17 protein-coding genes are annotated in these 19,668 nt (G+C 63.0%); 6 read left to right on the top strand and 11 right to left on the bottom strand.

Annotated features, from left to right (window positions below):
- Window positions 1-12: 12 nt before the first annotated feature.
- The 5 genes from AB8A23_RS02845 to AB8A23_RS02865 form a co-directional block, all read right to left on the bottom strand.
- Window positions 13-504 (bottom strand): DUF6644 family protein, encoded by a 492-nt coding sequence (locus AB8A23_RS02845; protein ID WP_439056948.1) that lies wholly within the window; start codon window positions 502-504, stop codon window positions 13-15.
- Between the two features lie 9 nt (window positions 505-513).
- Entirely contained in the window at window positions 514-873 is a 360-nt protein-coding gene (locus AB8A23_RS02850; RefSeq protein WP_439056947.1) for a DUF6152 family protein, read from the bottom strand.
- 27 nt (window positions 874-900) lie between these two features.
- A complete protein-coding gene (locus tag AB8A23_RS02855) occupies window positions 901-1,416 on the bottom strand; it encodes a PAN domain-containing protein (RefSeq protein WP_086937046.1) in 516 nt (171 codons plus the stop codon).
- 149 nt (window positions 1,417-1,565) lie between these two features.
- Entirely contained in the window at window positions 1,566-2,936 is a 1,371-nt protein-coding gene (locus AB8A23_RS02860; protein WP_439056946.1) for a glutamate--cysteine ligase, read from the bottom strand.
- Between the two features lie 96 nt (window positions 2,937-3,032).
- Entirely contained in the window at window positions 3,033-3,533 is a 501-nt protein-coding gene (locus AB8A23_RS02865) for a MarR family winged helix-turn-helix transcriptional regulator (protein ID WP_439056945.1), read from the bottom strand.
- Window positions 3,534-3,658: 125 nt separating this feature from the next.
- Between AB8A23_RS02865 and gstA the strand changes: the two genes are divergently transcribed.
- Window positions 3,659-4,273, top strand: a complete 615-nt coding sequence (gene gstA, locus AB8A23_RS02870; RefSeq protein WP_439056944.1) for a glutathione transferase GstA — start codon at window positions 3,659-3,661, stop codon at window positions 4,271-4,273.
- A 238-nt stretch (window positions 4,274-4,511) separates the two neighbouring features.
- Here the strand turns inward: gstA and AB8A23_RS02875 are convergent, their stop codons facing one another.
- From AB8A23_RS02875 to AB8A23_RS02890, 4 genes are all read right to left on the bottom strand, one after another.
- On the bottom strand, window positions 4,512-6,728 hold the full coding sequence (locus AB8A23_RS02875) for a 3-hydroxyacyl-CoA dehydrogenase NAD-binding domain-containing protein (protein WP_439056943.1): 2,217 nt from the start codon (window positions 6,726-6,728) through the stop codon (window positions 4,512-4,514).
- Between the two features lie 12 nt (window positions 6,729-6,740).
- Entirely contained in the window at window positions 6,741-7,949 is a 1,209-nt protein-coding gene (locus AB8A23_RS02880) for an acetyl-CoA C-acetyltransferase (protein ID WP_068732581.1), read from the bottom strand.
- Window positions 7,950-8,106: 157 nt separating this feature from the next.
- On the bottom strand, window positions 8,107-9,897 hold the full coding sequence (locus tag AB8A23_RS02885; protein WP_231078368.1) for an acyl-CoA dehydrogenase C-terminal domain-containing protein: 1,791 nt from the start codon (window positions 9,895-9,897) through the stop codon (window positions 8,107-8,109).
- A gap of 98 nt (window positions 9,898-9,995) precedes the next feature.
- The gene (locus AB8A23_RS02890; RefSeq protein WP_175365917.1) at window positions 9,996-10,382 is read right to left on the bottom strand and encodes a nuclear transport factor 2 family protein; all 387 of its coding nucleotides are present in this window, start codon (window positions 10,380-10,382) and stop codon (window positions 9,996-9,998) included.
- Window positions 10,383-10,459: 77 nt separating this feature from the next.
- Here AB8A23_RS02890 and AB8A23_RS02895 point away from each other — a divergent pair, with 77 nt between their 5' ends.
- From AB8A23_RS02895 to AB8A23_RS02915, 5 genes are all read left to right on the top strand, one after another.
- Window positions 10,460-11,047: a TetR/AcrR family transcriptional regulator gene (locus tag AB8A23_RS02895; RefSeq protein WP_439056942.1), complete on the top strand. Its 588-nt coding sequence runs from the start codon at window positions 10,460-10,462 to the stop codon at window positions 11,045-11,047.
- A 227-nt stretch (window positions 11,048-11,274) separates the two neighbouring features.
- A complete protein-coding gene (locus tag AB8A23_RS02900) occupies window positions 11,275-14,679 on the top strand; it encodes a hypothetical protein (protein WP_439056941.1) in 3,405 nt (1,134 codons plus the stop codon).
- A 288-nt stretch (window positions 14,680-14,967) separates the two neighbouring features.
- Window positions 14,968-15,612 (top strand): hypothetical protein, encoded by a 645-nt coding sequence (locus AB8A23_RS02905; RefSeq protein ID WP_439056940.1) that lies wholly within the window; start codon window positions 14,968-14,970, stop codon window positions 15,610-15,612.
- A gap of 215 nt (window positions 15,613-15,827) precedes the next feature.
- Entirely contained in the window at window positions 15,828-16,757 is a 930-nt protein-coding gene (locus AB8A23_RS02910) for a sulfite exporter TauE/SafE family protein (protein WP_175365915.1), read from the top strand.
- The gene (locus AB8A23_RS02915; protein ID WP_068737508.1) at window positions 16,754-17,527 is read left to right on the top strand and encodes a TIGR02186 family protein; all 774 of its coding nucleotides are present in this window, start codon (window positions 16,754-16,756) and stop codon (window positions 17,525-17,527) included. Before AB8A23_RS02910 ends, AB8A23_RS02915 begins: the two co-directional genes overlap by 4 nt.
- Here the strand turns inward: AB8A23_RS02915 and AB8A23_RS02920 are convergent.
- On the bottom strand, window positions 17,524-18,828 hold the full coding sequence (locus AB8A23_RS02920; protein WP_439056939.1) for an NRAMP family divalent metal transporter: 1,305 nt from the start codon (window positions 18,826-18,828) through the stop codon (window positions 17,524-17,526). The two genes, AB8A23_RS02915 and AB8A23_RS02920, sit on opposite strands and share 4 nt — an antisense overlap.
- Window positions 18,829-18,901: 73 nt before the next feature.
- Window positions 18,902-19,666, bottom strand: a complete 765-nt coding sequence (locus AB8A23_RS02925) for an MBL fold metallo-hydrolase (RefSeq protein WP_439056938.1) — start codon at window positions 19,664-19,666, stop codon at window positions 18,902-18,904.
- Window positions 19,667-19,668: the final 2 nt, after the last annotated feature.

Below are 19,668 nucleotides of genomic sequence, written 5' to 3' on the forward strand. Positions count from 1 at the left end.
CGCGACAGCAGCTCAGAAGTAAGCAATCGCACGGCCGCATATGGCAACCGTGAACCAGATGGCCATTGATGCCAGAGCGCCTTGCCGCGCACCCGCAGGCATCGGTGACAGCGGCGGCAACGCTGCGATCCTGGGCATGATGATCGCCTCAACCCAGACGACATTGAGCAAGCCCAGCGCGATCAGAGCCGCCTTGATCTGAAACACGCGGTTCAGCACGACATGACTCGCTTCGGCGGTAAACAGAATGCCGCCGGTGAGCACGAGGCCGAGAAATCCGGCAATGGCAAAACGGCGCGCCCTGCGCAGCAGCGGACCAGGCGCCGTTGCAGCTAACCCGCCCGCGAGCCGGACATCCATCACCGCAATGGCACCGGCGAAGAACATCAGCGCGACGATGTGACCGATATTGGCGGACATATAGAGCCAGCGCGATTGCCGGATCGCAGCGCCAATTGCGGACGCTTCCATCGCCATGAAGATCGCGGGTGCGCCCTCAGTCATGAGCCGGCGCTATCGCAATTCGTAGGTCTTGCCGTCCACGGTGATGCGTTCGGCGCGCATCTCGTCCTTGTCGACGGTGGATGGATAGCCGAAGGCCGAGACGGTCTTGCCGACAGCCACGATATCGGCAGACGCCCCGCGCGCCGTCATGCGGGAGGTCGGCGCAAGAGTGACGGTCCAGGCCTTGTCGGACCCCTTGATCACGATCGTCGCGTGCGGGTTCTCGAATTTGCGGTTTTCGACAGGACCGTTCACGGTGACCGGATTGGCAGCGTCGTAGCTGCCCCAACCGTGATGGGCGACGGCGGCGACCGTCGTAACAGCAATCAGTAATCCAGCGCATGTCAGTGCGTGCAGGAGACGCGTCATGGCTCAACTCCCTTTATTGCTGGAATGCTACCTCACAACGCCCGAGATGAAACCCGGTTTTCGCCGCGGCGGCTTGATGTCGTTCTTCAGGAAGCAGCGCGCATTCTTGCCGGCATAACCGGGCCGCGCAAAGGTCCAGGCGCGGCATTTATTGTCGCCCTGGCAGGCATCGCGGCAGGCATCGCCGTGTTCGGCCTTGTCGTCGTTCTTGATCTCGAACGAACGATAGTCACCGCCAAAACGATCTGTCGAGGTTTCCACCGGACCCGTGCGCGGCTCGATGACGCCGGCGCCGCGCACGCCGGAGACGCAGCAATAGCTCTCGACCCGCGGCGGCACCTTGTCTTTCAGCCAGCACACCGCGTTTTCGGAATTGTCGCTCGGATAGTTGAAGCTCCAGGCGCGGCACTTCTTGTCGCGCTCGCAGATCAGCGCGCATTCCGCGGGATCGCCGGACAGCGAGACCGAGCGCGAATAGTCACCGCCGGGACGATCGAAATTGGTTTGCGCCTGAGCAGGTGCAACGGCTGCGACCAACAGCATGGCGAGGGCTGTCAGACACGCTCTGAACAGGTTCCTCGGCATGCAGGATGACTTTCAGCGGTTTGCAAACGGCGTAAGAAGGACGCCATTGGAACGCCGGTCACCTGTACCGCCGATGAACGGATTTTCAGCTTCGCCAAGCCGCTGATCTAGAAGCAGTATTCCTTATAGGCGGGCGCCACCGAGCCACCCCAGGCGCCATGGAACCTGTCGAGCATCTGCTCGGCCGGAGTCTTGCCGGAATCCAGGATCCGGTCGAGTGCCTCCAGATGGTGGGACTCATCGCGGCCGCGCGCGTCGAGCTTGCCGCGCCGGCGCAGGCCACCATGGGCCAACTGCAGACACTCCTTGGCGATTTCGAACAGATACCGATCCTTGATCTTCGCCTTGAAGCCCAACTTCGGCACGTCGTCGCGCAGCGCCTGTCGCTCCGCCGCGGTCCAGTTCTTGACGATATCCCAGGCCGCATTGAGGGCGCTGTCGTCATAAAGCAATCCGACCCAGAACGCCGACAGCGCCGGCAAACGATCCGACGGCACGCCATCGGCGCCGCGCATTTCGAGATAACGCTTCAGGCGCACTTCCGGGAAAATCGTCGAAAGATGATTGGCCCAATCCGAGAGAGTGGGACGCTCGCCGGGTATCTTTTCGTTCTTACCCGCGAAGAAATCGCGGAACGATGAGCCCGACACATCGATGTAAGTGTCGCCGCGCTTGACGAAATACATGGGAACATCCAGCGCGTAATCGACCCAGCGCTCGAAACCCATGCCGTCTTCGAACGCCCACGGGATCATGCCCGAGCGCGCGTTATCGGTGTCGCGCCAGACTTCGGACCGGAACGACAGGAAGCCGTTCGGCTTGCCCTCAGTGAACGGCGAATTGGCGAACAAGGCGGTCGCGATCGGCTGCAGCGCAACGGAGACGCGCAGCTTCTTGACCATGTCCGCTTCCGAGGAGAAGTCGAGATTGGTCTGCACCGTGCAGGTCCGGTACATCATGTCCAGACCGTACTGGCCAACTTTGGGCATGTAGTTGGTCATGATCTTGTAGCGCCCCTTGGGCATCACCGGAATCTGCGCGCGCGACCAGGATGGCGTGAGACCGAGGCCCAGAAAGCCGATGCCGAGCGGCGTCGCCACTTCACGCACCTGCGCAAGATGCGCCATCAGTTCGGATTGCGTTTGATGGACTGTCTCCACCGGCGCGCCCGACAATTCAAACTGGCCGCCGGGCTCGAGCGAGATTGCGCCGCCGCCGGTGACGTCATAGAGGCCGATGATATTGCCGGCTTCCATGATCGGCTCCCAGCCGAGCAGATGCTTCATGCCGTCGAGCACCGCGCCGATGCCGCGCGGGCCTTCGTAAGGCACGGGATTGTGACCGGCGAGCGTGAACGGCGTCTTCTCGTGTTCGGTGCCGATGCGGAATTCCGATGGCGGCTTCACGCCCGCCGCCAGCCACGCCACGAGTTCGTCGCGCGATTGCAGCGGCGTCATATCGATTTGGTCACGCGCCATGGAAATTCCGAATGAAAGGCGCTGCAATCTGTTGCGCGCGGTGTCGGGAACGCCCGCGGCCCGTGCGGGTCGCGAACGCAGGCAAAAATTTAAGGTTCATCGCGCTGGCGCGGCGTCTCTGGCGGCCAGCGATGTCACTGTCGATGCCGCTTCTTGGCACGCGCAGCCGAGCCGGTCGAGCAGGCCGCACAGTTTTGCTGCATCTGCGTCGGTCAGTTTCGAGCCGACATGTTTCTCGATCGCCGTTGAATAGGCGCAGCCCATCTTCTTGTGCAACTCGCGCCCGGCAGCCGTGATCTCGACGAACAGGCCGCGCTTGTCCATCTTGCATTCGCGGCGTGCAGCCAGGCCTTCGTCGACCAGACGATCGATCAGCCGCGATGTCGAATATTGCGGTATCAGCATCTGCTTTTCGAGCTCGACCGGGCGCATCTCGCCGGTCGGCGAGCGCGACAACTCGGCCAACGCGTCGTACCATGCGAGCGGCGGAAAACCGGCGCGCTTAAGGTCCTGCTCGACGCCGTCCAGCACCCGGCTCTGGATGCGCATCAGGCGGATCCAGGCGGCTGTCGCCTCGGTGGAAGGTTTACGTTTCATGGCTCAGTCCAAATGGTGGCGGCACCCTAGCCCACTTGATGCAGCTGCATCAATCTTGACTCTTTCATGCATATGCATTTAGTCACCCGCGTGGTTAAACCAATGTCCTCAGGGAGGAATTTTCGATGAAGCTGTATTATTCGCCAGGCGCCTGTTCGCTCTCGCCTCATATCGCACTTCTCGAAGCCGGCCTGCCTTACGATCTCGTGAAGGTCGACCTCAAAGCCAAGAAGCTGGAAAATGGCGACGACTATCTCTCCATCAACCCCAAGGGCCAGGTGCCAGCCCTCGGCCTCGACAGCGGTGCGCTCGTGACCGAAGGTCCGGTTATCGTGCAGTACATCGCCGACCAGGCTGCTGCCAAAAATCTGGCGCCGACCCATGGCAGCGATGAGCGCCGTCAGCTGCAGGAGTATCTTGGCTTCATCAACGGCGAGCTGCACAAGAACTTCAGCCCGTTGTTCCAGCCGGTGTTCGATGACGAAGTGAAGGGCTTCTTCAAGACCCGCCTGATGGGCAAGTTCAAATATCTCGATGGCCAGCTCGCAGGTAAGGACTACCTGCTGGGCAAGGATTTCAGCGTCGCTGACGGCTATCTGTTCGTCATGCTGAAATGGGCCGACCGGATGAGCATCGATCTCTCCGAATTCAAGAACCTGATGACCTACAAGGACCGCGTCGCTGCCCGCCCGCAAGTGCAGGCCGCGCTGGAGAAGGAAGGCCTGATGAAGGCGGCGTAAGCTGCTGGCATCGCGCTGAAATACGAAAGGGCCGGATCAATGATCCGGCCCTTTTTTGTTTGTGTTAGATGCCGCGTTGATCGCCACATGATAGACTTGGCGCTGTCGTCCCCTCTCCCCTTGCGGGAGAGGGTTAGGGAGAGGGGTGGCCGCAAATCGCGACGCCCGAGTTCTGGGCACCCCTCTCCCCGGCCCTCCCCCGCAAGGGGGGAGGGAGCATTACGGTCCGTGCTATCGACTACGCCGCCGCGAGCTTCTTCGGCGGGAAGCGGCCGTAGAAGGTCTCGCCCTTGGCGGCCATCTCTTCGAGCAGCTTCGGCGGGGTGAAGCGGGAGCCGTATTTAGCTTCAAGCTTGTGGCAGAGCTCGACGAACTTCTTCGTGCCCATGAAGTCGATATAGCTCAGCGTACCGCCGGTGAACGGCGCGAAGCCGAAGCCGAGGATCGAGCCGACATCGGCTTCGCGCGGATCGACGATCACGTGATCCTCGACGGTGCGCGCGGCTTCCACCGCCTGCACCACCAGGAAGCGCTGTTTCAGCTCCTCCACATCGAGCGTATCGGGATCGACCGGTTTCGGCAGCAGCGGCGCGATGCCCTTCCAGAGCGCTTTCGAGCCCTTGCCCTTCGGCGGATACTCGTAGAAGCCCTTGCCGTTCTTGCGACCGAAGCGCTCCTGCTTCTCCACCATCTCGACGATCAGCTTCTTCTGCGCCTGATCGACGGCCTGCGAACCCAGATCGGCTTCGGTGGCCTTCATGATCTTCAGCACGAGGTCGAGCGCGATCTCGTCCGACAGCGACAGCGGCCCGACCGGCATGCCGGCCATCTTGGCAGTGTTCTCGATCATCGCCGGCGGCACGCCTTCGAGCAGCATTTCCAGGCCCTCGGCCGTAAAACGCAGCACGCAGCGATTGGCGAAGAAGCCGCGGGAGTCATTGACGACAATGGGCGTCTTGCCGATGACGCGGACATAGTCGAGCGCAGTGGCCAGCGCGACATCGCCGGTGTTCTTGCCGACAATGATCTCCACCAGCATCATCTTCTCGACCGGCGAGAAGAAGTGGATGCCGATGAACTTTGACTGGTCCGTGAACTCTTCGGCGAGCGAGTTGATCGGCAGCGTCGAGGTGTTGGACGCGATGATCGCGCCTTCCTTCAGCAACGGCTGCACCTTCTTGTAGATCTCGGCCTTCACGGCGCGATCCTCAAACACGGCCTCGATGACGAGATCGCAGTCCTTGATGACGTCGAAGTCAGCGGTTGCAGTGATCTTCGCCATCAAAGCGGTCTTGTCGGCCTCCTTGGCGCGGCCCTTGGCGATCAAGCCATCGATGGCCGCGATGCAATGACCGAGGCCCTTGTCGGCACTCGCCTGGTCACGGTCGATCAGCACCACGTCCATGCCACCGCGCGCGGAGACGAAGCCGACTGACGCGCCCATGAAGCCGGCGCCGATGACGGCGAGCTTCTTGACCTTGGTCGGCGGCACGTTCTGCGGACGACGCGCACCCTTGTTGAGCTCCTGCATCGACAGGAACAGGCTGCGGATCATCGCCGCCGCTTCCTTGGTCTGCAGGATATGCGCGAACTGGCGTGACTCGACACGCAGCGCCGCATCCATCGGCAGCTGCAGGCCTTCATAGACGCACTGCATGATGGCGCGGGCCGCCGGATAATTGTCGAAGGTCTCGCGGCGATAGATGGCGTTGCCAGCGGGGAACATCATCATGCCCTGCTTGGAATAGACGGGGCCGCCGGGCAGCTTGAAACCCTTCTCGTCCCAGGGCGCCACGGGTTTGCCGCCAGCCTTGATCCACTCCTTCGCGGCCGAGATGAGATCGGCTGATGGCACCACCGCGCCGACGATGCCCATCGCCTTCGCCTTGACGAGATTGATCGCTTCGCCCTTCAGCAGCATCTGCATGGTGTCTTGCGGCTGCAGCATGCGCGCGAGGCGCTGGGTGCCGCCGCCGCCGGGGAACAGGCCGACCTTGATTTCGGGCAGGCCCAGACGCGTCTTCGGATTTTCAGCCGCGACGCGATAGTGACAGGCCAGCGTCAGCTCGAACGCGCCGCCGAGTGCGAGGCCGTTGATGGCCGCGACCCATGGCTTGCCCGATGTTTCGATCTTGCGCAGGGTCAGCGACAGCTTGCGGCTCTCGTCGAACAGCATCTGCTGCGCGGCTTCCTCACCCTTGGCTGCCCTGGTCTCGGCAAACACCTTGCCCATGCCTTCCAGCATCGACAGATCGGCACCGGCCGAGAAAGCTTCCTTGCCGGAGGTGATGACGACGCCCTTCACGGTGGCATCCGCAGTGGTCTGATCGACGATGGCGCCGAGTTCCTCGATGGTCGCGACGTCGAGCACGTTCATCGAACGGCCGGAGATGTCCCAGGTAACGAGCGCGATGCCGTCGGCGTCGGTCTCAACCTTGAAATTTTTGAAGGTCATGTTGGCCGCTCCTTACACGCGTTCGATGATGGTGGCGGTGCCCATGCCGCCGCCGATGCAGAGGGTGACGAGGGCCGTCGATTTGTTGGTGCGCTCGAGTTCGTCCAGCACAGTGCCGAGGATCATCGCGCCGGTGGCGCCGAGCGGATGGCCCATGGCGATGGCGCCGCCACAGACATTGATTTTCTCATTGTCGATATCGAAGGCCTGGATAAAGCGCAGCACCACCGAGGCGAAGGCTTCGTTGAGCTCGAACAGATCGATGTCCGACAGCTTCATGCCGGAACGCTCCAGCACCTTCTTGGTGACGTCCACCGGACCGGTGAGCATCATCGCCGGCTCGGAGCCGATATTAGCGAAGGCGCGAATCTTCGCGCGCGGCTTCAAGCCCGCCTTCTTGCCGGCCGCCTCGCTGCCGAGGAGCACGGCGCCAGCGCCATCGACGATACCCGACGAGTTGCCGGCGTGATGGACATAGTTGACGCCTTCGATTTCCGGATGCGACTGGATCGCCACGGCATCGAAGCCGCCCATCTGCGCCATCGTCACGAAGGACGGCTGCAGCGCGGCCAGTGACTGCATCGTCGTGGACGGACGCATATGCTCGTCCTTGGCCAGAATGGTGAGGCCGTTGATGTCCTTCACCGGAATGACCGAGTTCTTGAAGCGGCCTTCATCCCAGGCCTTGGCAGCGCGCTGCTGACTCTGCACCGAATAGGCATCGACGTCGTCGCGGGAGAAACCGTATTTAGTTGCGATCAGATCGGCCGAGACGCCCTGGGGCATGAAATAAGCAGGCACGGCGATCGACGGATCGACGGGCCACGCGCCACCGGCGGCACCAATGCCGACGCGGCTCATGCTCTCGGCACCGCCGCCAATGGTCATGTCGTGCTGGCCCGACATGATCTGCGCCGCGGCGAAGTTCACGGCGTCGAGGCCTGAGGCGCAGAAGCGGTTGATCTGGATGCCCGGCACGTCATTGCCGTAGCCGGCCGACAGCGCAGCCATGCGTGCGATGTCGCCACCGGCTTCGCCGACCGGGTCGACCACGCCGAGGATGACGTCATCGATGGTGCCCGGCTGCAGGTTGTTGCGCTCCTTGAGCGCCTTCAGCGGTGCAGTGGCGAGCGCCAGTGCAGTCACCTCATGCAGCGAGCCATCAGCCTTGCCGCGGCCGCGCGGCGTGCGAACGTGATCGTAGATATATGCCTCGGGCATTCATTCTCTCCCGGTTGTCGGATAGTTGATCTATCGGCTCGTCATTGCGAGGAGCACTTGCGACGAAACAATCCAGTCTTCGCTTGTGGCTTTCTGGATTGCTTCGCTGCGCTCGCAATGACGGCGTGTATTGGTGATGACGGAGTACTTATTAGTCTCAGAACGCTTCCGCAGGAAGCTCCATCGTCGTCGCGCTGCCGGTCTGGATGCGGGCGAGATGGAGTGCGGTTTCGGGCAACATCCGCTCCATGAAGAAGCGGCCGGTGACCAGCTTGGTCGTCAGATAAGGTGTCGCGCCATCGGCGGCAATCTTGTCCTGCGCGACCTTGGCCATCTTCGCCCACATATAAGCGAAGGCGGTGAGGCCGAACAGCTGCATGTAATCGGTGGCGCCGGCACCGGCGTTGTCGGGCTTCATCATGGCGTTGTTCATCAGCCACATGGTCGCCTGCTGCAGATGACCGAGCGCATTCGAGAGCGGATCGATGTAAGGCTTCATGGCTTCGTCAGCGCCATGCTCCTTCGCAAATGCGCCGACCTCGCCGAAGAACGCCATCGCGGCACGGCCGCCATCGCGCGGCAGCTTGCGGCCGACCAGATCGAGTGCCTGGATGCCGTTGGCGCCTTCATAGATCATGGCAATACGCGCGTCGCGCACGAACTGCTCCATGCCCCATTCGGCGATATAGCCGTGGCCACCGAACATCTGCTGCGCGGAGACCGCGTTGGCAAAACCGCCGTCAGTCAAAACACCCTTCAGCACCGGTGTCATCAGGCCCATGTGATCGTCGGCGGCCTGACGCTCCTTCGGATCGTCGGAGCGATGCGCGACGTCGCTCTTCAGCGCGGTCCACACCACCATCGCGCGGGCGGCTTCATTGAAGGCGCGGATGGTGAGTAGCGTGCGGCGCACGTCCGGATGAACCATGATCGAATCGGCCGGCTTGTCCGGCGACTTCGGCCCGGTCAGCGAGCGGCCCTGCAGGCGGTCCTTCGCATAGGCGACCGCGTTCTGATAGGCAACTTCGGACTGCGCGAGACCCTGCACGGCGACGCCGAGGCGGGCTTCGTTCATCATCACGAACATGCCCTGCATGCCCTTGTTCTCTTCACCGATCAGCCAGCCGGTGGCGCCGTCGTAATTCATCACGCAGGTGGAATTGCCGTGGATGCCCATCTTGTGCTCGATCGAGCCGCACATCACGCCATTGCGTGCGCCGATCGATCCATCGGCATTGACCAGGAACTTCGGCACGACGAACAGCGACACGCCCTTGATGCCGGCTGGTGCGCCCTCGATGCGGGCCAGCACCAGATGGATGATATTGTCGGCAAGGTCGTGCTCGCCGGCCGAGATGAAGATCTTGGTGCCGGAAATCTTGTAGCTGCCGTCCGCCTGCGGCGCGGCCTTGGTGCGCAGCAGACCCAGATCCGTGCCGCAATGCGGCTCGGTGAGGTTCATGGTGCCGGTCCATTCGCCGGCGACCATCTTCGGCAGGAACATCGACTTCTGCTCGGGCTTGCCGTGCACGATGAGTGCTGCGGTCGCACCCATGGTGAGGCCGCCATACATCGAGAACGCCATATTGGCGGAGATCTGGAATTCGGCGACGGTCTGCGACAGCGTCACCGGCAGACCCTGACCGCCGAATTCAGCGGGAGCCGAGAGGCCAAGCCAGCCGCCCTCGGCGACCTGCTTATAGGCTTCCTTGAAGCCTTTCGGCGTCGTCACGCTGCCATCATCGTTGCGCTTGCAGCCTTCGAGATCGCCGACGCGATTCAGCGGCTGCAGCACTTCTTCGCTGAGCTTGGCGGCTTCGCCCAGAATCGCTTCGCGTACATCGGCTGACGCGTCAGCAAAGCCGGGCAGATTGTTGTAGCGATCGAACTGAAACACGTCGTTGAGCAGGAAGCCGACGTCTTCGAGCGGGGCTTTGTAGCTGGGCATGGAATTCTCTCGGTTTGAATTCAATTGATCGGATGATACGGCGCCGCCGTGTCAGATTTACGCAATTGCTATCGGAGATGAAGCAAGCAGCTGGCGGCTCATTGCCGCGCCAATTCCTCGCCCATCAGCCTGTGCAACAGGTTGATGGCCTTGAGCGGCCTGACCATCACCTTGAAGTGGGTAATGCGGCCATCATCGGCGAAGGAGATCATGTCGACGCCATTGATTTTGATGCCCTCGATCTCGTTCTCGAATTCGAGCACCGCACCGTTGTCGCTGCGCCATTCGCCTTTGTAGGCGAAGCCGGGGCCACCCAGCACTTTCTCTGCAGTCGTCAGATACTTGAACACGATCTCACGGCCCCGCTGCGGCGCATGCACGACCGGGCTTTCGAACACGGCGTCCGGATGCAGCAGGTCCCACAGCATCGCCCGATCATGAGACCGCATGAAACTGTACCATCTATCGAGGCCGCTCACGCTCATCGGCTCTCCCTCCCGCATCGGGCACTGTTCGGCCAGTGCCGCTCCATACACTTCTGCATGGACGTTAACGCCAGAGCGTGGATTTCGTCAATACACATGTGTATGGTTGGGGAATGGATGACCAACTGACCAAAGACCGCCTGACGCGCTCGGCCTGGCTCGACCACGGGCTGAGGATCCTCGCGCGGCAAGGCGCCGACGCGCTGAAGGTCGGCGCACTGGCCACCGGCCTAAACGTGTCACGCGGAAGTTTCTATTGGCATTTCAAAGACATATCTGAATTTCGACTACAGCTTCTGCAGCGCTGGCAGGAGCGGACGACCGATCAGGTGATCGAGGGGATCGACACGTCGATCGTGGGGGCCGCACGTCTGACCCATCTGATGAAGCTCGCTTTCAACGAAGATCGCAGCCTGGACCGTGCCATCCGCGCCATGGCCTCGACCGACACAGACGTCGCCAAAATGGTCGCCTCGGTGGATGCGAGGCGGGTCGGCTATATGGCGAAATGGTTGATTGAGGCCGGGGTGGAAAGCCAGCGGGCACTGCCCCGCGCCGAGTTTCTCTATTGGGCCTATATCGGCCAGTCCGCGGTGATGGATCCGCGCCACAGCGCCATCACCGAACTGGATGTCGACGATTTGAGTGCGCTGTTTACGCGCTGACGCCAAAGCCAGAGACATCCGATCCTACCTGCAAATCGGCGCAAGTGTATCAGCGAGTTAACTTTTAAGGCTGGCCGAGCCCGATCCTTAACCCGTTATTTACCCTAACCCTGAAAAGTCCGGATCAGAGGCAGACGACCCGCGCACGTTACGATTGTCTTCACAATGGGACGCGCGGGGGAGGCTGCAGGCGCTGGTGGGCGTCAAGCTCGGAACCGGACCAAAGCATGAATTCGCGCGTATCGTGGAGTGTTGACGGGATTGAGCCATCGGTCCGCGAGCGGGCCGAAGCCGCGGCGCGCCGTGCCGGCATGTCGCTCGGCGACTGGCTGAACTCGACCATCGGCGAAGCACCCGCGCGTTTCAACTCGCCCAACGCACGCCCACGCGACCCGGAACGCCCCCTCACCCCGCGTGCAGCGCTGCCGCAGCGCGACGCTGCCGATGTCGTCGAAATCCACGAGCGGCTCGATGCCATTGCCCGGCAGATCGAACTGTTCTCGAAGCCTGCACAGCGCAGCAGCGAGCCTGGCGTCGCGCGCCAGCTCAATGATGCGATTTCGCGGCTTGATGCGCGTTTGTCGCAGATCAGCGAGCCCGCATATCGCCCCGCGCCGCCGCAACAGCCGCGCATCGATATGGTCGAGCGCGCCGCCAATCAGGTCTATAGCGCCTCACCGCCGATCGATCCGTTTTCGCTGGACTTCGCCATCGCCGAGATCGCGGCCCGCCAGGGCGAACTCGACGGCACGCCGCGCATGGCCCCGCGCAATACGCCGCCCATTGCACCGTCCTTCGCGCAGCCTCCTTATGCGCAGCCCGCCATGCCACCGCAGAGCTTCATGCCGGATATGTCCGGCCTGGAGCGGCAGCTGTTCCAGATCACCACAAAGATCGATGCGCTGCAGCGCCCGGACAATAATATCGAGCAGTCGATCGCGGCCTTCCGCGGCGAACTCGCCGAGATCCGCAACGTCATCACCGAAGCGATGCCGCGTCGCGCGATTGAATCAATCGAGAACGAGATCCGTGAACTCGGCCGCCGCATCGACGACAACCGCCATAGCGGCATCGACGGCGACGTACTGGCCAATCTCGAACGCGCACTGGCCGACATCCACAAGACGCTGACCACGCTGACCCCGGCCGAACAGCTCGCCGGCTTCGACGAGGCGATCCGCAATCTCGGCGGCAAGATCGACTTGATCGTGCGCTCGAGCAACGATCCCGGCACCATGGAACAGCTGCAAGGCGCGATCACGGCGCTGCGCGCCATCGTGTCCAACGTCGCCTCCAACGAAGCACTCGGCCGTCTCAGCGACGACCTGCAGACGCTGTCGTCGAAGGTCGATCAGCTCGCACGCGCCGACAACAGCGATTCATTTGCCGCGCTCGAGGCGCGCATCATGACGTTGACGGCAGCGCTGGAAAATCGCGAGCGCCCGGCTGTCATGGCCAGCTCGGATCATCTGGAAACCGCATTGCGGACGCTGTCCGAGCGTCTCGACCATATGCCGGTGGGCAATGACTCGTCGTCGGCCTTCGCGCATCTCGAACAGCGCGTCTCCTATCTGCTCGAGCGGATGGAGAGCATCACCGATACGCGCGGCAACAATCTCGGCCGCGTCGAGGACGGGCTGCAGGACATCCTGCGCCATCTCGAACGCCAGCAGTCGATGTTCGCCGCGCTGGACAATCCCCGCAGCAAGGCGCCATCGGTCGATCCCGGCCTGGTCGACACGATCAAGCGCGAACTGTCCGACATGCGCTTCAGCCAGTCGGAAACCGATCGCCATACGCAGGATTCGCTGGAAGTCGTTCACTCGACGCTCGGCCATGTGGTCGATCGCCTCGCAAGGATCGAGGGCGATCTGCGCGCGGTCAGCGCCGCGCCGGCCAAGCAATCCGCGCCCGTTGCAACACCCGCTCCGACCTCGCGCCCCGCGACTGCACCAGATGTTTCGGTGCCGGCTCCGACGCGCCCGCAGATGCCCAATCCGGTGAAGCCACAGGCTGCGCCGTCGCAGGTCGAGGTGCGTCCGCCGCAGGTTCACTTCGATGCCGCGCCGCGCGACTTCGCGGCAACTGCGATCTCGCACGAACCGGCATCGGCCTTCCCGATGCCGAAGGCGATCAGCGACATTCTCGATCCACCGCCCGCGCCAAAGCCAGTCGCGCAGTCTGCATCCGCTGCTGAGCGTCCGTCGCCGCGCCCGATGGTTGACCCGGCCCTGCCGCCGGATCATCCGCTCGAACCCGGCACGCGTCCGCAGGGCCGCGGCGCATCGCCATCCGAACGCATCGCCGCGTCGGAAGACGCGATCAGCGAAATCGCCGTCGATGCCCCCGAACAGGCCACCGCATCGAGTTTCATTGCTGCCGCGCGCCGCGCCGCACAGGCTGCAGCCGCAACCGGCAACGACAAATCGAGGTCTGACAAATCCAGGACCGACAAATCGAAGGCCACCAGATCCGGACCGCAGCTCGCGGATAGCGAAAAGTCATCCTCCACGATCGGCTCGAAGATCCGCTCGCTGCTGGTCGGCGCCAGCGTGGTCGTGATCGTGCTCGGCTCGTTCAAGATGGCGATGACGCTGCTGGACAGCGGCTCGCCAGCGCCGGTGGCCGAGAATATTCACTCGGCACCGCCGCTGCAGCTGAACGCGCCCGAGCCGGCTGAAACCCTGACCAAGCCCGCCGCTCCGGCGCCTGCCACGCCGTCGATGACATCGCCCACCCCGATCGGCAAGCAGTCGCTGATCGCACCACCGCCCGCCGCCGTCGAGCCTGCGCCGCAGCCGGTGCCGCAGGCTGCGCCCGTGCCATATGTGTCGCCCGACGTCACCGGCAGCATTGCCGCGCCGCAAGCCAGTGCCGCCGGGCCGGTGCTTCCGTCGAGTGGCCAGAAGATCACCACAGCCTCGATCCCTGCCGGCGAGCGCCTGCCCGAGACCATCGGCAGCACCGCGCTGCGCAACGCGGCGCTCAAGGGCGACGCCTCTGCCGCGTTCGAAATCGGCGTCCGTTATGCCGAGGGCAAGGGCGTAGCGCAGAACTACGACGAAGCCGCCAAGTGGTATGACCGCGCGGCGCAGGCCAATGTCGTGCCGGCCATGTTCCGCCTGGGCGCGCTGTTCGAGAAGGGCCTCGGCGCGAAGAAGGATCTCGACGTCGCCCGCCGCTATTACGTGCTCGCCGCCGACCGTGGTAACGCCAAGGCGATGCACAATCTCGCCGTGCTCGATGCCGATGGCGGCACCAAGGGCGCCAACTACAAGAGCGCGTCGTACTGGTTCCGCAAGGCCGCCGATCGCGGCGTCGCCGACAGCCAGTTCAATCTCGGCATCCTCTATGCTCGCGGCATCGGCGTCGAACAGAACCTCGCCGAGAGCTTCAAGTGGTTCAGCCTCGCCGGAGCCCAAGGCGACGTCGATGCCGGCCGCAAGCGCGACGACATCGCCAAGCGCCTCGATCCGCAGTCGCTGGCCGCGGCCAGGCTGGCGGTCCAGACTTTCGCGCCGGAAGGCCAACCCGATGACGCCATTAACGTGGCCACTCCCGCGGGCGGTTGGGATGCCGCGCCGGCACAGGTCGGGGCGAAAGCATCGATGGGCAAGCGAGCTGCGCGCTAAGACAGATTTTTCTGGCCGCCGGATCGAACCGGCGGTCTTATTTCCTCAACAAACCTTCAGCAGACTCGGCACGGTGAAGTGCGCGCCGGGCCGGACTGAACGACGAGGAAAACTGGTTTGTCTTTTCGAAATGACGACGCATCGGGGGACGCGGAACGCCCGTCAGGGATCCCTACGGTCAACCCCTGGGCCGCATGTCCCGCCGAGCCGCCCGCTCCATCGCAGCCTCCACCACCCGAGGCACCGCGCAGCAAATGGTTCAACTGGCCTTCGGTCGCATTCGCGGTCGTGATATTCGGCGGTATCGGCGCGCAGGCTTATCAGGAGCTCTCCAAACCGGAGGCCTGGGCCTATTGGAAAGACCTCTATGTCTCGCCGAGCATGGCGTCTTCGGAGGTCGGAAGTCTCGATCCGGACAATTCGGGCCGCGGCCGTTCAGCGTTGGCGATCACCGGCGAGATCGGCCCGGCCACTGCGAGCTGGTTTCGCGAAAAGCTCGATGAAGCCAAACTCGCGCCCGGCGATACCGTATTGCTGTCGTCTCCGGGCGGAAATGTCGGCCAGGCCATCATCATGGGCGAGATCATCCGTGCGCGCGGGCTGACTACGGCGGTGGGCACGGTGGATTCGGCGGGCCGCATCAAACCGTCCTACTGCGCCAGCGCCTGCGTGATGACCTATGCGGGCGGCAAGGCCCGCATAGGTGTCGAGGGCTCAAAGCTGGGCGTTCACCGCTTCGTCTCGCCCAAGCCGGGGGCGGATCCTGTTGCGTCCGCGCAGCGCACCATGGGCTATGTGCTGAGCTACATGACCAAGATGGGCGTCGCCTCGTCGGTCGTCGAGGCGATGTCAGCCACCGAGAAAATCCGCTGGCTCGGCACCAGCGAGGCTGCCGCCATGAACCTCGTCACCGATCCGGCCAGGAAGTCGTGACGCCGCCGGCCTGCGCCTGGCCCAACAAAATTTACCACCTTGAAAGGTGCATCATCGGCAGAGGCGGAAAACCGCGCCTTTACCGGATTCTTTAATCCCATCAACGGACGATATCGTCTAAGACGGGGACGCGGCTCGCAATCCGCGCCGCCTCCAGAACCACGCCATGAGCGGTTTCGGCCCAACTCAGGGCCAGAATTCCGAAGCGAACGCGCGTGCAACTGTATCTCCCGATCGCCGACATTCCGATCAATGTGTTGCTCATCCTGGCGATGGGCGCTGCAGTCGGCTTCGTCTCCGGCATGTTCGGGATCGGCGGCGGCTTCCTGATGACACCGCTACTGATTTTCGTCGGCATCGCCCCCGCGGTGTCGGTCGCGTCAGTGGCAAGCCACATTGCAGCCTCGTCTTTCTCCGGCGCGCTGTCCTACTGGCGACGCCGCGCCATCGATCCCGCGCTTGCGAGTGTGCTTCTGACCGGCGGCGTGGTCGGCACGGCGCTCGGCGTGTGGGCCTTCACGCAGCTGCGCAATCTCGGCCAGCTCGACCTCACCATCTCGCTGTCCTATGTGATCCTGCTCACCGCCGTCGGCAGCTTGATGTTCTGGGAGGGCCTGCGCGCGCTGCTGCGCATACGGCGCGGTGATCCCGTGAACTTGCGCCGGTCCGGCAGCCATAGCTGGGTTCACGGCCTGCCGCTCAAGATGCGGTTCAAGCGCTCCAAGATCTATCTCTCGGTGATCCCGGTGATCGCCGTCGGTCTCCTGATCGGCTTCATCGGCGCCGTGATGGGCATCGGCGGCAGCTTTATCCTGATCCCGATCCTGATCTACTGGCTGCGCATTCCGACTTCGACGGTCATCGGCACATCTATGGTGCTGACGCTGGTCACCATGGTGATCGCGACATTGCTGCACGCCGTCACCAATCATCTGGTCGATGCGGTGCTGGCCCTCATCCTGATGGTCGGCGGCGTCACCGGCGCACAATTCGGCGCCCGCGCCGGGCAGAAGATTCGCGGCGAGCATTTGCGCCTGCTGCTGGGCCTGCTGATCCTGGCGGTCGGCGTCCGCTTCGCGGTGGAACTGGTCGTTCGCCCCACGGATCTGTTCACGATCCGCGATACCGGAGGCGTCGCTCCATGATACGCGCGCTCCCGATCATCGCCGCACTCGGCATCGGAATGCTCGCTCCGGCCCGCGCCGAACAACTGATCGTTTCGGTATCGAACCATCGCGTGACCGTGACGCCGAATTATGCCGGCGAGGAACTGGTGCTGTTCGGCGCTGTCGAGAAAGACGACAAGACACCGCCCGGCCGCAACAACTACAATCTCGTCGTCACCGTCAACGGACCGCGCACCGACCTCATGACCCGGCGCAAGGAGCGCCGCTTCGGCATCTGGATCAACACGGATTCGCGCCAATTCCTGCAGGTGCCGTCCTATCTCGCCGTGTTTTCCAACCGTCCTATGGACGCCATCGCGCCTGCCGACGTACAGCGCCGCCAGCAGCTCGGAATCAATAACGTCCTGCTGACCCAGCGCGTCGGCACCGACTATGCGGACGTCGTGGCCACAGACCCGTTCCGCAGCGCCTTTGTGCGACTGCGCAAGGAACACGGACTGTATCGCGAGGAGACCTCAGCGGTGACATTCCTGACACCGACGCTGTTCCGAACCAGCATTCCGCTACCCGCCGAAGTGCCCATCGGAACCTACGATGTCGAGATCAAACTGTTCGCCGACGGTGCGCTGATCTCGAAAGCGGAGACAGCGTTCGATATCGTCAAGGTCGGCTTCGAGCAGTTCGTCGCCAATGCCGCGCGCAATCACGGTTTCATCTACGGACTGCTCACCGCCGCGATGGCGCTGATGTCCGGGTGGGCCGCGTCGATCGTGTTTCGGCGGGATTAAAGAAAAATCCCCACGACCATCGCCACCACGCTGATGGCCATTGCTGCAGTCGACAGCCAACCGAGCCAGTGCAACGGCCCCTTGATCACAAAATCGCCCATTACATCCTTGCGGCGCGACATCACCATCAGCAGCACCATCACCGGCACTGCCAGAACGCCGTTAATGACGGCGCTCCAGTACAGCGCCGAGATCGGGTTGATCGAGGTGAAATTCAGCGCGATCCCGATCACCGCGGACAGTGCCAGAACCGCGTAGAACGCCACGGCCTCGCGCGGCTTGCGATCAAGGCCGACCAGCCAGCGCTGACCTTCGCCGACAGCATAAGCAGTTGAGCCTGCGAGCACCGGGATCGCCAGCAGACCCGTGCCGACGATGCCCAGCGCAAATATCCACTCTGCGAATACTCCGGCGATCGGACGCAAGGCTTCAGCCGCCTGCGCCGAGGTCTCGATATCCGTCTTGCCGGAGGCATTGAGCGTGGCCGCAGCCGTGATGATGATCGACAGCGCGATCAGGTTCGAAAATGCCATGCCGACGATCGTGTCGGCCCGAATGCGCGAAAACTCCATCGCGGCACCAATCGGCCTCTCGATCAACGGAGCTTTGGCGGGATCGATACGTTCGTCCTCCGCCTCCTGCGAGGCCTGCCAGAAGAACAGATATGGCGAAATCGTCGTCCCGAGAATGGCGACTATGGTGGTGAGATACGAGCCGCTCCAGGTGATTTGCGGCAGCAGGATGCCTGTGAGAGCCGCGCTCCAGTCGACCTTCACGACCGCAAGCGCGGCGACATAGGAGAATAGGCAGAGCGTCAGCCACTTCAGCACCGAGACGTAGCGCTTGTAGTCGAAGAAAATCTGCGCGCCCACCGAGAGCGCGCCGAACAGAACGACATAAATGATGCCGTGACCGCCAACGAGCAGCTTGGTGGCATCGGCCATGGCGCCGAGATCGGCCGCGATGTTGATCGTGTTGGCGATGAACAGCAGCGACACGATGAGATGCAGCAGCGATGCCGGATAGTGCCGGCAGACATTTCCGGAAATGCCACGACCGGTCACGCTGCCGACGCGTCCGGAAATTTCCTGGATTGCGACCATCAGCGGAAAGGTCAGCAGCATGGTCCAGCCGATGCCGTAGCCGAGCTGCGCCCCGGCCTGGCTATAGGTGCCGATGCCGGAAGGATCGTCGTCGGAAGCGCCGGTGATCAGACCAGGACCAAGCCGTTTCAGAAAGCCTTTCGGACCAGTAGCTTCTTCCTTCTGATCATCAGGCTTCTCGCTGGACTGGTCCGACATCTGATCTCTGCCATCTCACCGCTCGGCAACGTGCCGTCGCAGCTAACGTTCCGAAGCAGGGACTGGCAATGGGCTAGATCAAGGTCCGCACACCCGGTTCGAGGATACGCAGACGGGCACCGAAGCCGAGCGTATCGAAGGATGCGCGCAGATCGCCGGCGCTCTGTTTGAAATGCGCCCATCCGTCGGTGTGCACCGGCACAATCGTCGCATCGGGAAATGCGCGCGCCGTCTCGATCGTGTCGTTGGTGTCCATGGTGAGGTGGAATGGCCCGCGGGTTTGCGCCGCGCCGGCGAAGGGCAGCACTACGCCGGCCGGAAAACGCCGCGCGACCTCGGCGACACCATCGAACCAGACCGTGTCGCCTGTAATGTAGATCGGCCTGCTCCCTGGCGCGTTCGAGCTCAGCACGAATCCGATGACATCGCCCGACAGCGGCTCGATGCCGGCCGGGCCATGACGCGCCGGGGTCGCGGTGATCGTCAGCGACTGACCATCCTTGCCTGTAAGCTCAGTGCTGTCCCATGGCGCGAGACCTTCAACATCCCCACCGAGGCGCCTGGCGCCCGCAATGGTTGTCAGCACGCGCGGCGCGTGGCGCAGGAAATCGCGCCCGGAATTATCAAGATTGTCGGAGTGCTGATCGTGACTGAGCAACACCGCATCAACCGCGCCGACTTGCGCAGCGGAGATCGCGGGGCCGACGAGTTTCTCCAGCGTGACATGCGGCAGCTTGTAGGCGCCCGGATGATCGAAGGTCGGATCGGTGAGCAACCGGAAGCCGTCGATTTCGATCAGCGCGGTGGGGCCGCCGATCAGGGTGATAGTGAGGGACATGA

This window comes from Tardiphaga sp. 619_E2_N8_4 (assembly GCF_051810905.1).
GTDB lineage: Bacteria > Pseudomonadota > Alphaproteobacteria > Rhizobiales > Xanthobacteraceae > Tardiphaga > Tardiphaga robiniae.

What these genes read in the sequence shown, in the direction of transcription:
- gstA (WP_439056944.1), top strand. Translation starts at nt 3,659, where the DNA reads ATGAAGCTGTATTATTCGCCAGGCGCCTGTTCGCTCTCGCCTCATATC.
- AB8A23_RS02920 (WP_439056939.1), bottom strand. Translation starts at nt 18,828, where the DNA reads ATGTCGGACCAGTCCAGCGAGAAGCCTGATGATCAGAAGGAAGAAGCT.
- AB8A23_RS02860 (WP_439056946.1), bottom strand. Translation starts at nt 2,936, where the DNA reads ATGGCGCGTGACCAAATCGATATGACGCCGCTGCAATCGCGCGACGAA.
- AB8A23_RS02885 (WP_231078368.1), bottom strand. Translation starts at nt 9,897, where the DNA reads ATGCCCAGCTACAAAGCCCCGCTCGAAGACGTCGGCTTCCTGCTCAAC.
- AB8A23_RS02875 (WP_439056943.1), bottom strand. Translation starts at nt 6,728, where the DNA reads ATGACCTTCAAAAATTTCAAGGTTGAGACCGACGCCGACGGCATCGCG.
- AB8A23_RS02845 (WP_439056948.1), bottom strand. Translation starts at nt 504, where the DNA reads ATGACTGAGGGCGCACCCGCGATCTTCATGGCGATGGAAGCGTCCGCA.
- AB8A23_RS02890 (WP_175365917.1), bottom strand. Translation starts at nt 10,382, where the DNA reads ATGAGCGTGAGCGGCCTCGATAGATGGTACAGTTTCATGCGGTCTCAT.
- AB8A23_RS02915 (WP_068737508.1), top strand. Translation starts at nt 16,754, where the DNA reads ATGATACGCGCGCTCCCGATCATCGCCGCACTCGGCATCGGAATGCTC.
- AB8A23_RS02925 (WP_439056938.1), bottom strand. Translation starts at nt 19,666, where the DNA reads ATGTCCCTCACTATCACCCTGATCGGCGGCCCCACCGCGCTGATCGAA.
- AB8A23_RS02850 (WP_439056947.1), bottom strand. Translation starts at nt 873, where the DNA reads ATGACGCGTCTCCTGCACGCACTGACATGCGCTGGATTACTGATTGCT.
- AB8A23_RS02900 (WP_439056941.1), top strand. Translation starts at nt 11,275, where the DNA reads ATGAATTCGCGCGTATCGTGGAGTGTTGACGGGATTGAGCCATCGGTC.
- AB8A23_RS02880 (WP_068732581.1), bottom strand. Translation starts at nt 7,949, where the DNA reads ATGCCCGAGGCATATATCTACGATCACGTTCGCACGCCGCGCGGCCGC.
- AB8A23_RS02855 (WP_086937046.1), bottom strand. Translation starts at nt 1,416, where the DNA reads ATGCTGTTGGTCGCAGCCGTTGCACCTGCTCAGGCGCAAACCAATTTC.
- AB8A23_RS02865 (WP_439056945.1), bottom strand. Translation starts at nt 3,533, where the DNA reads ATGAAACGTAAACCTTCCACCGAGGCGACAGCCGCCTGGATCCGCCTG.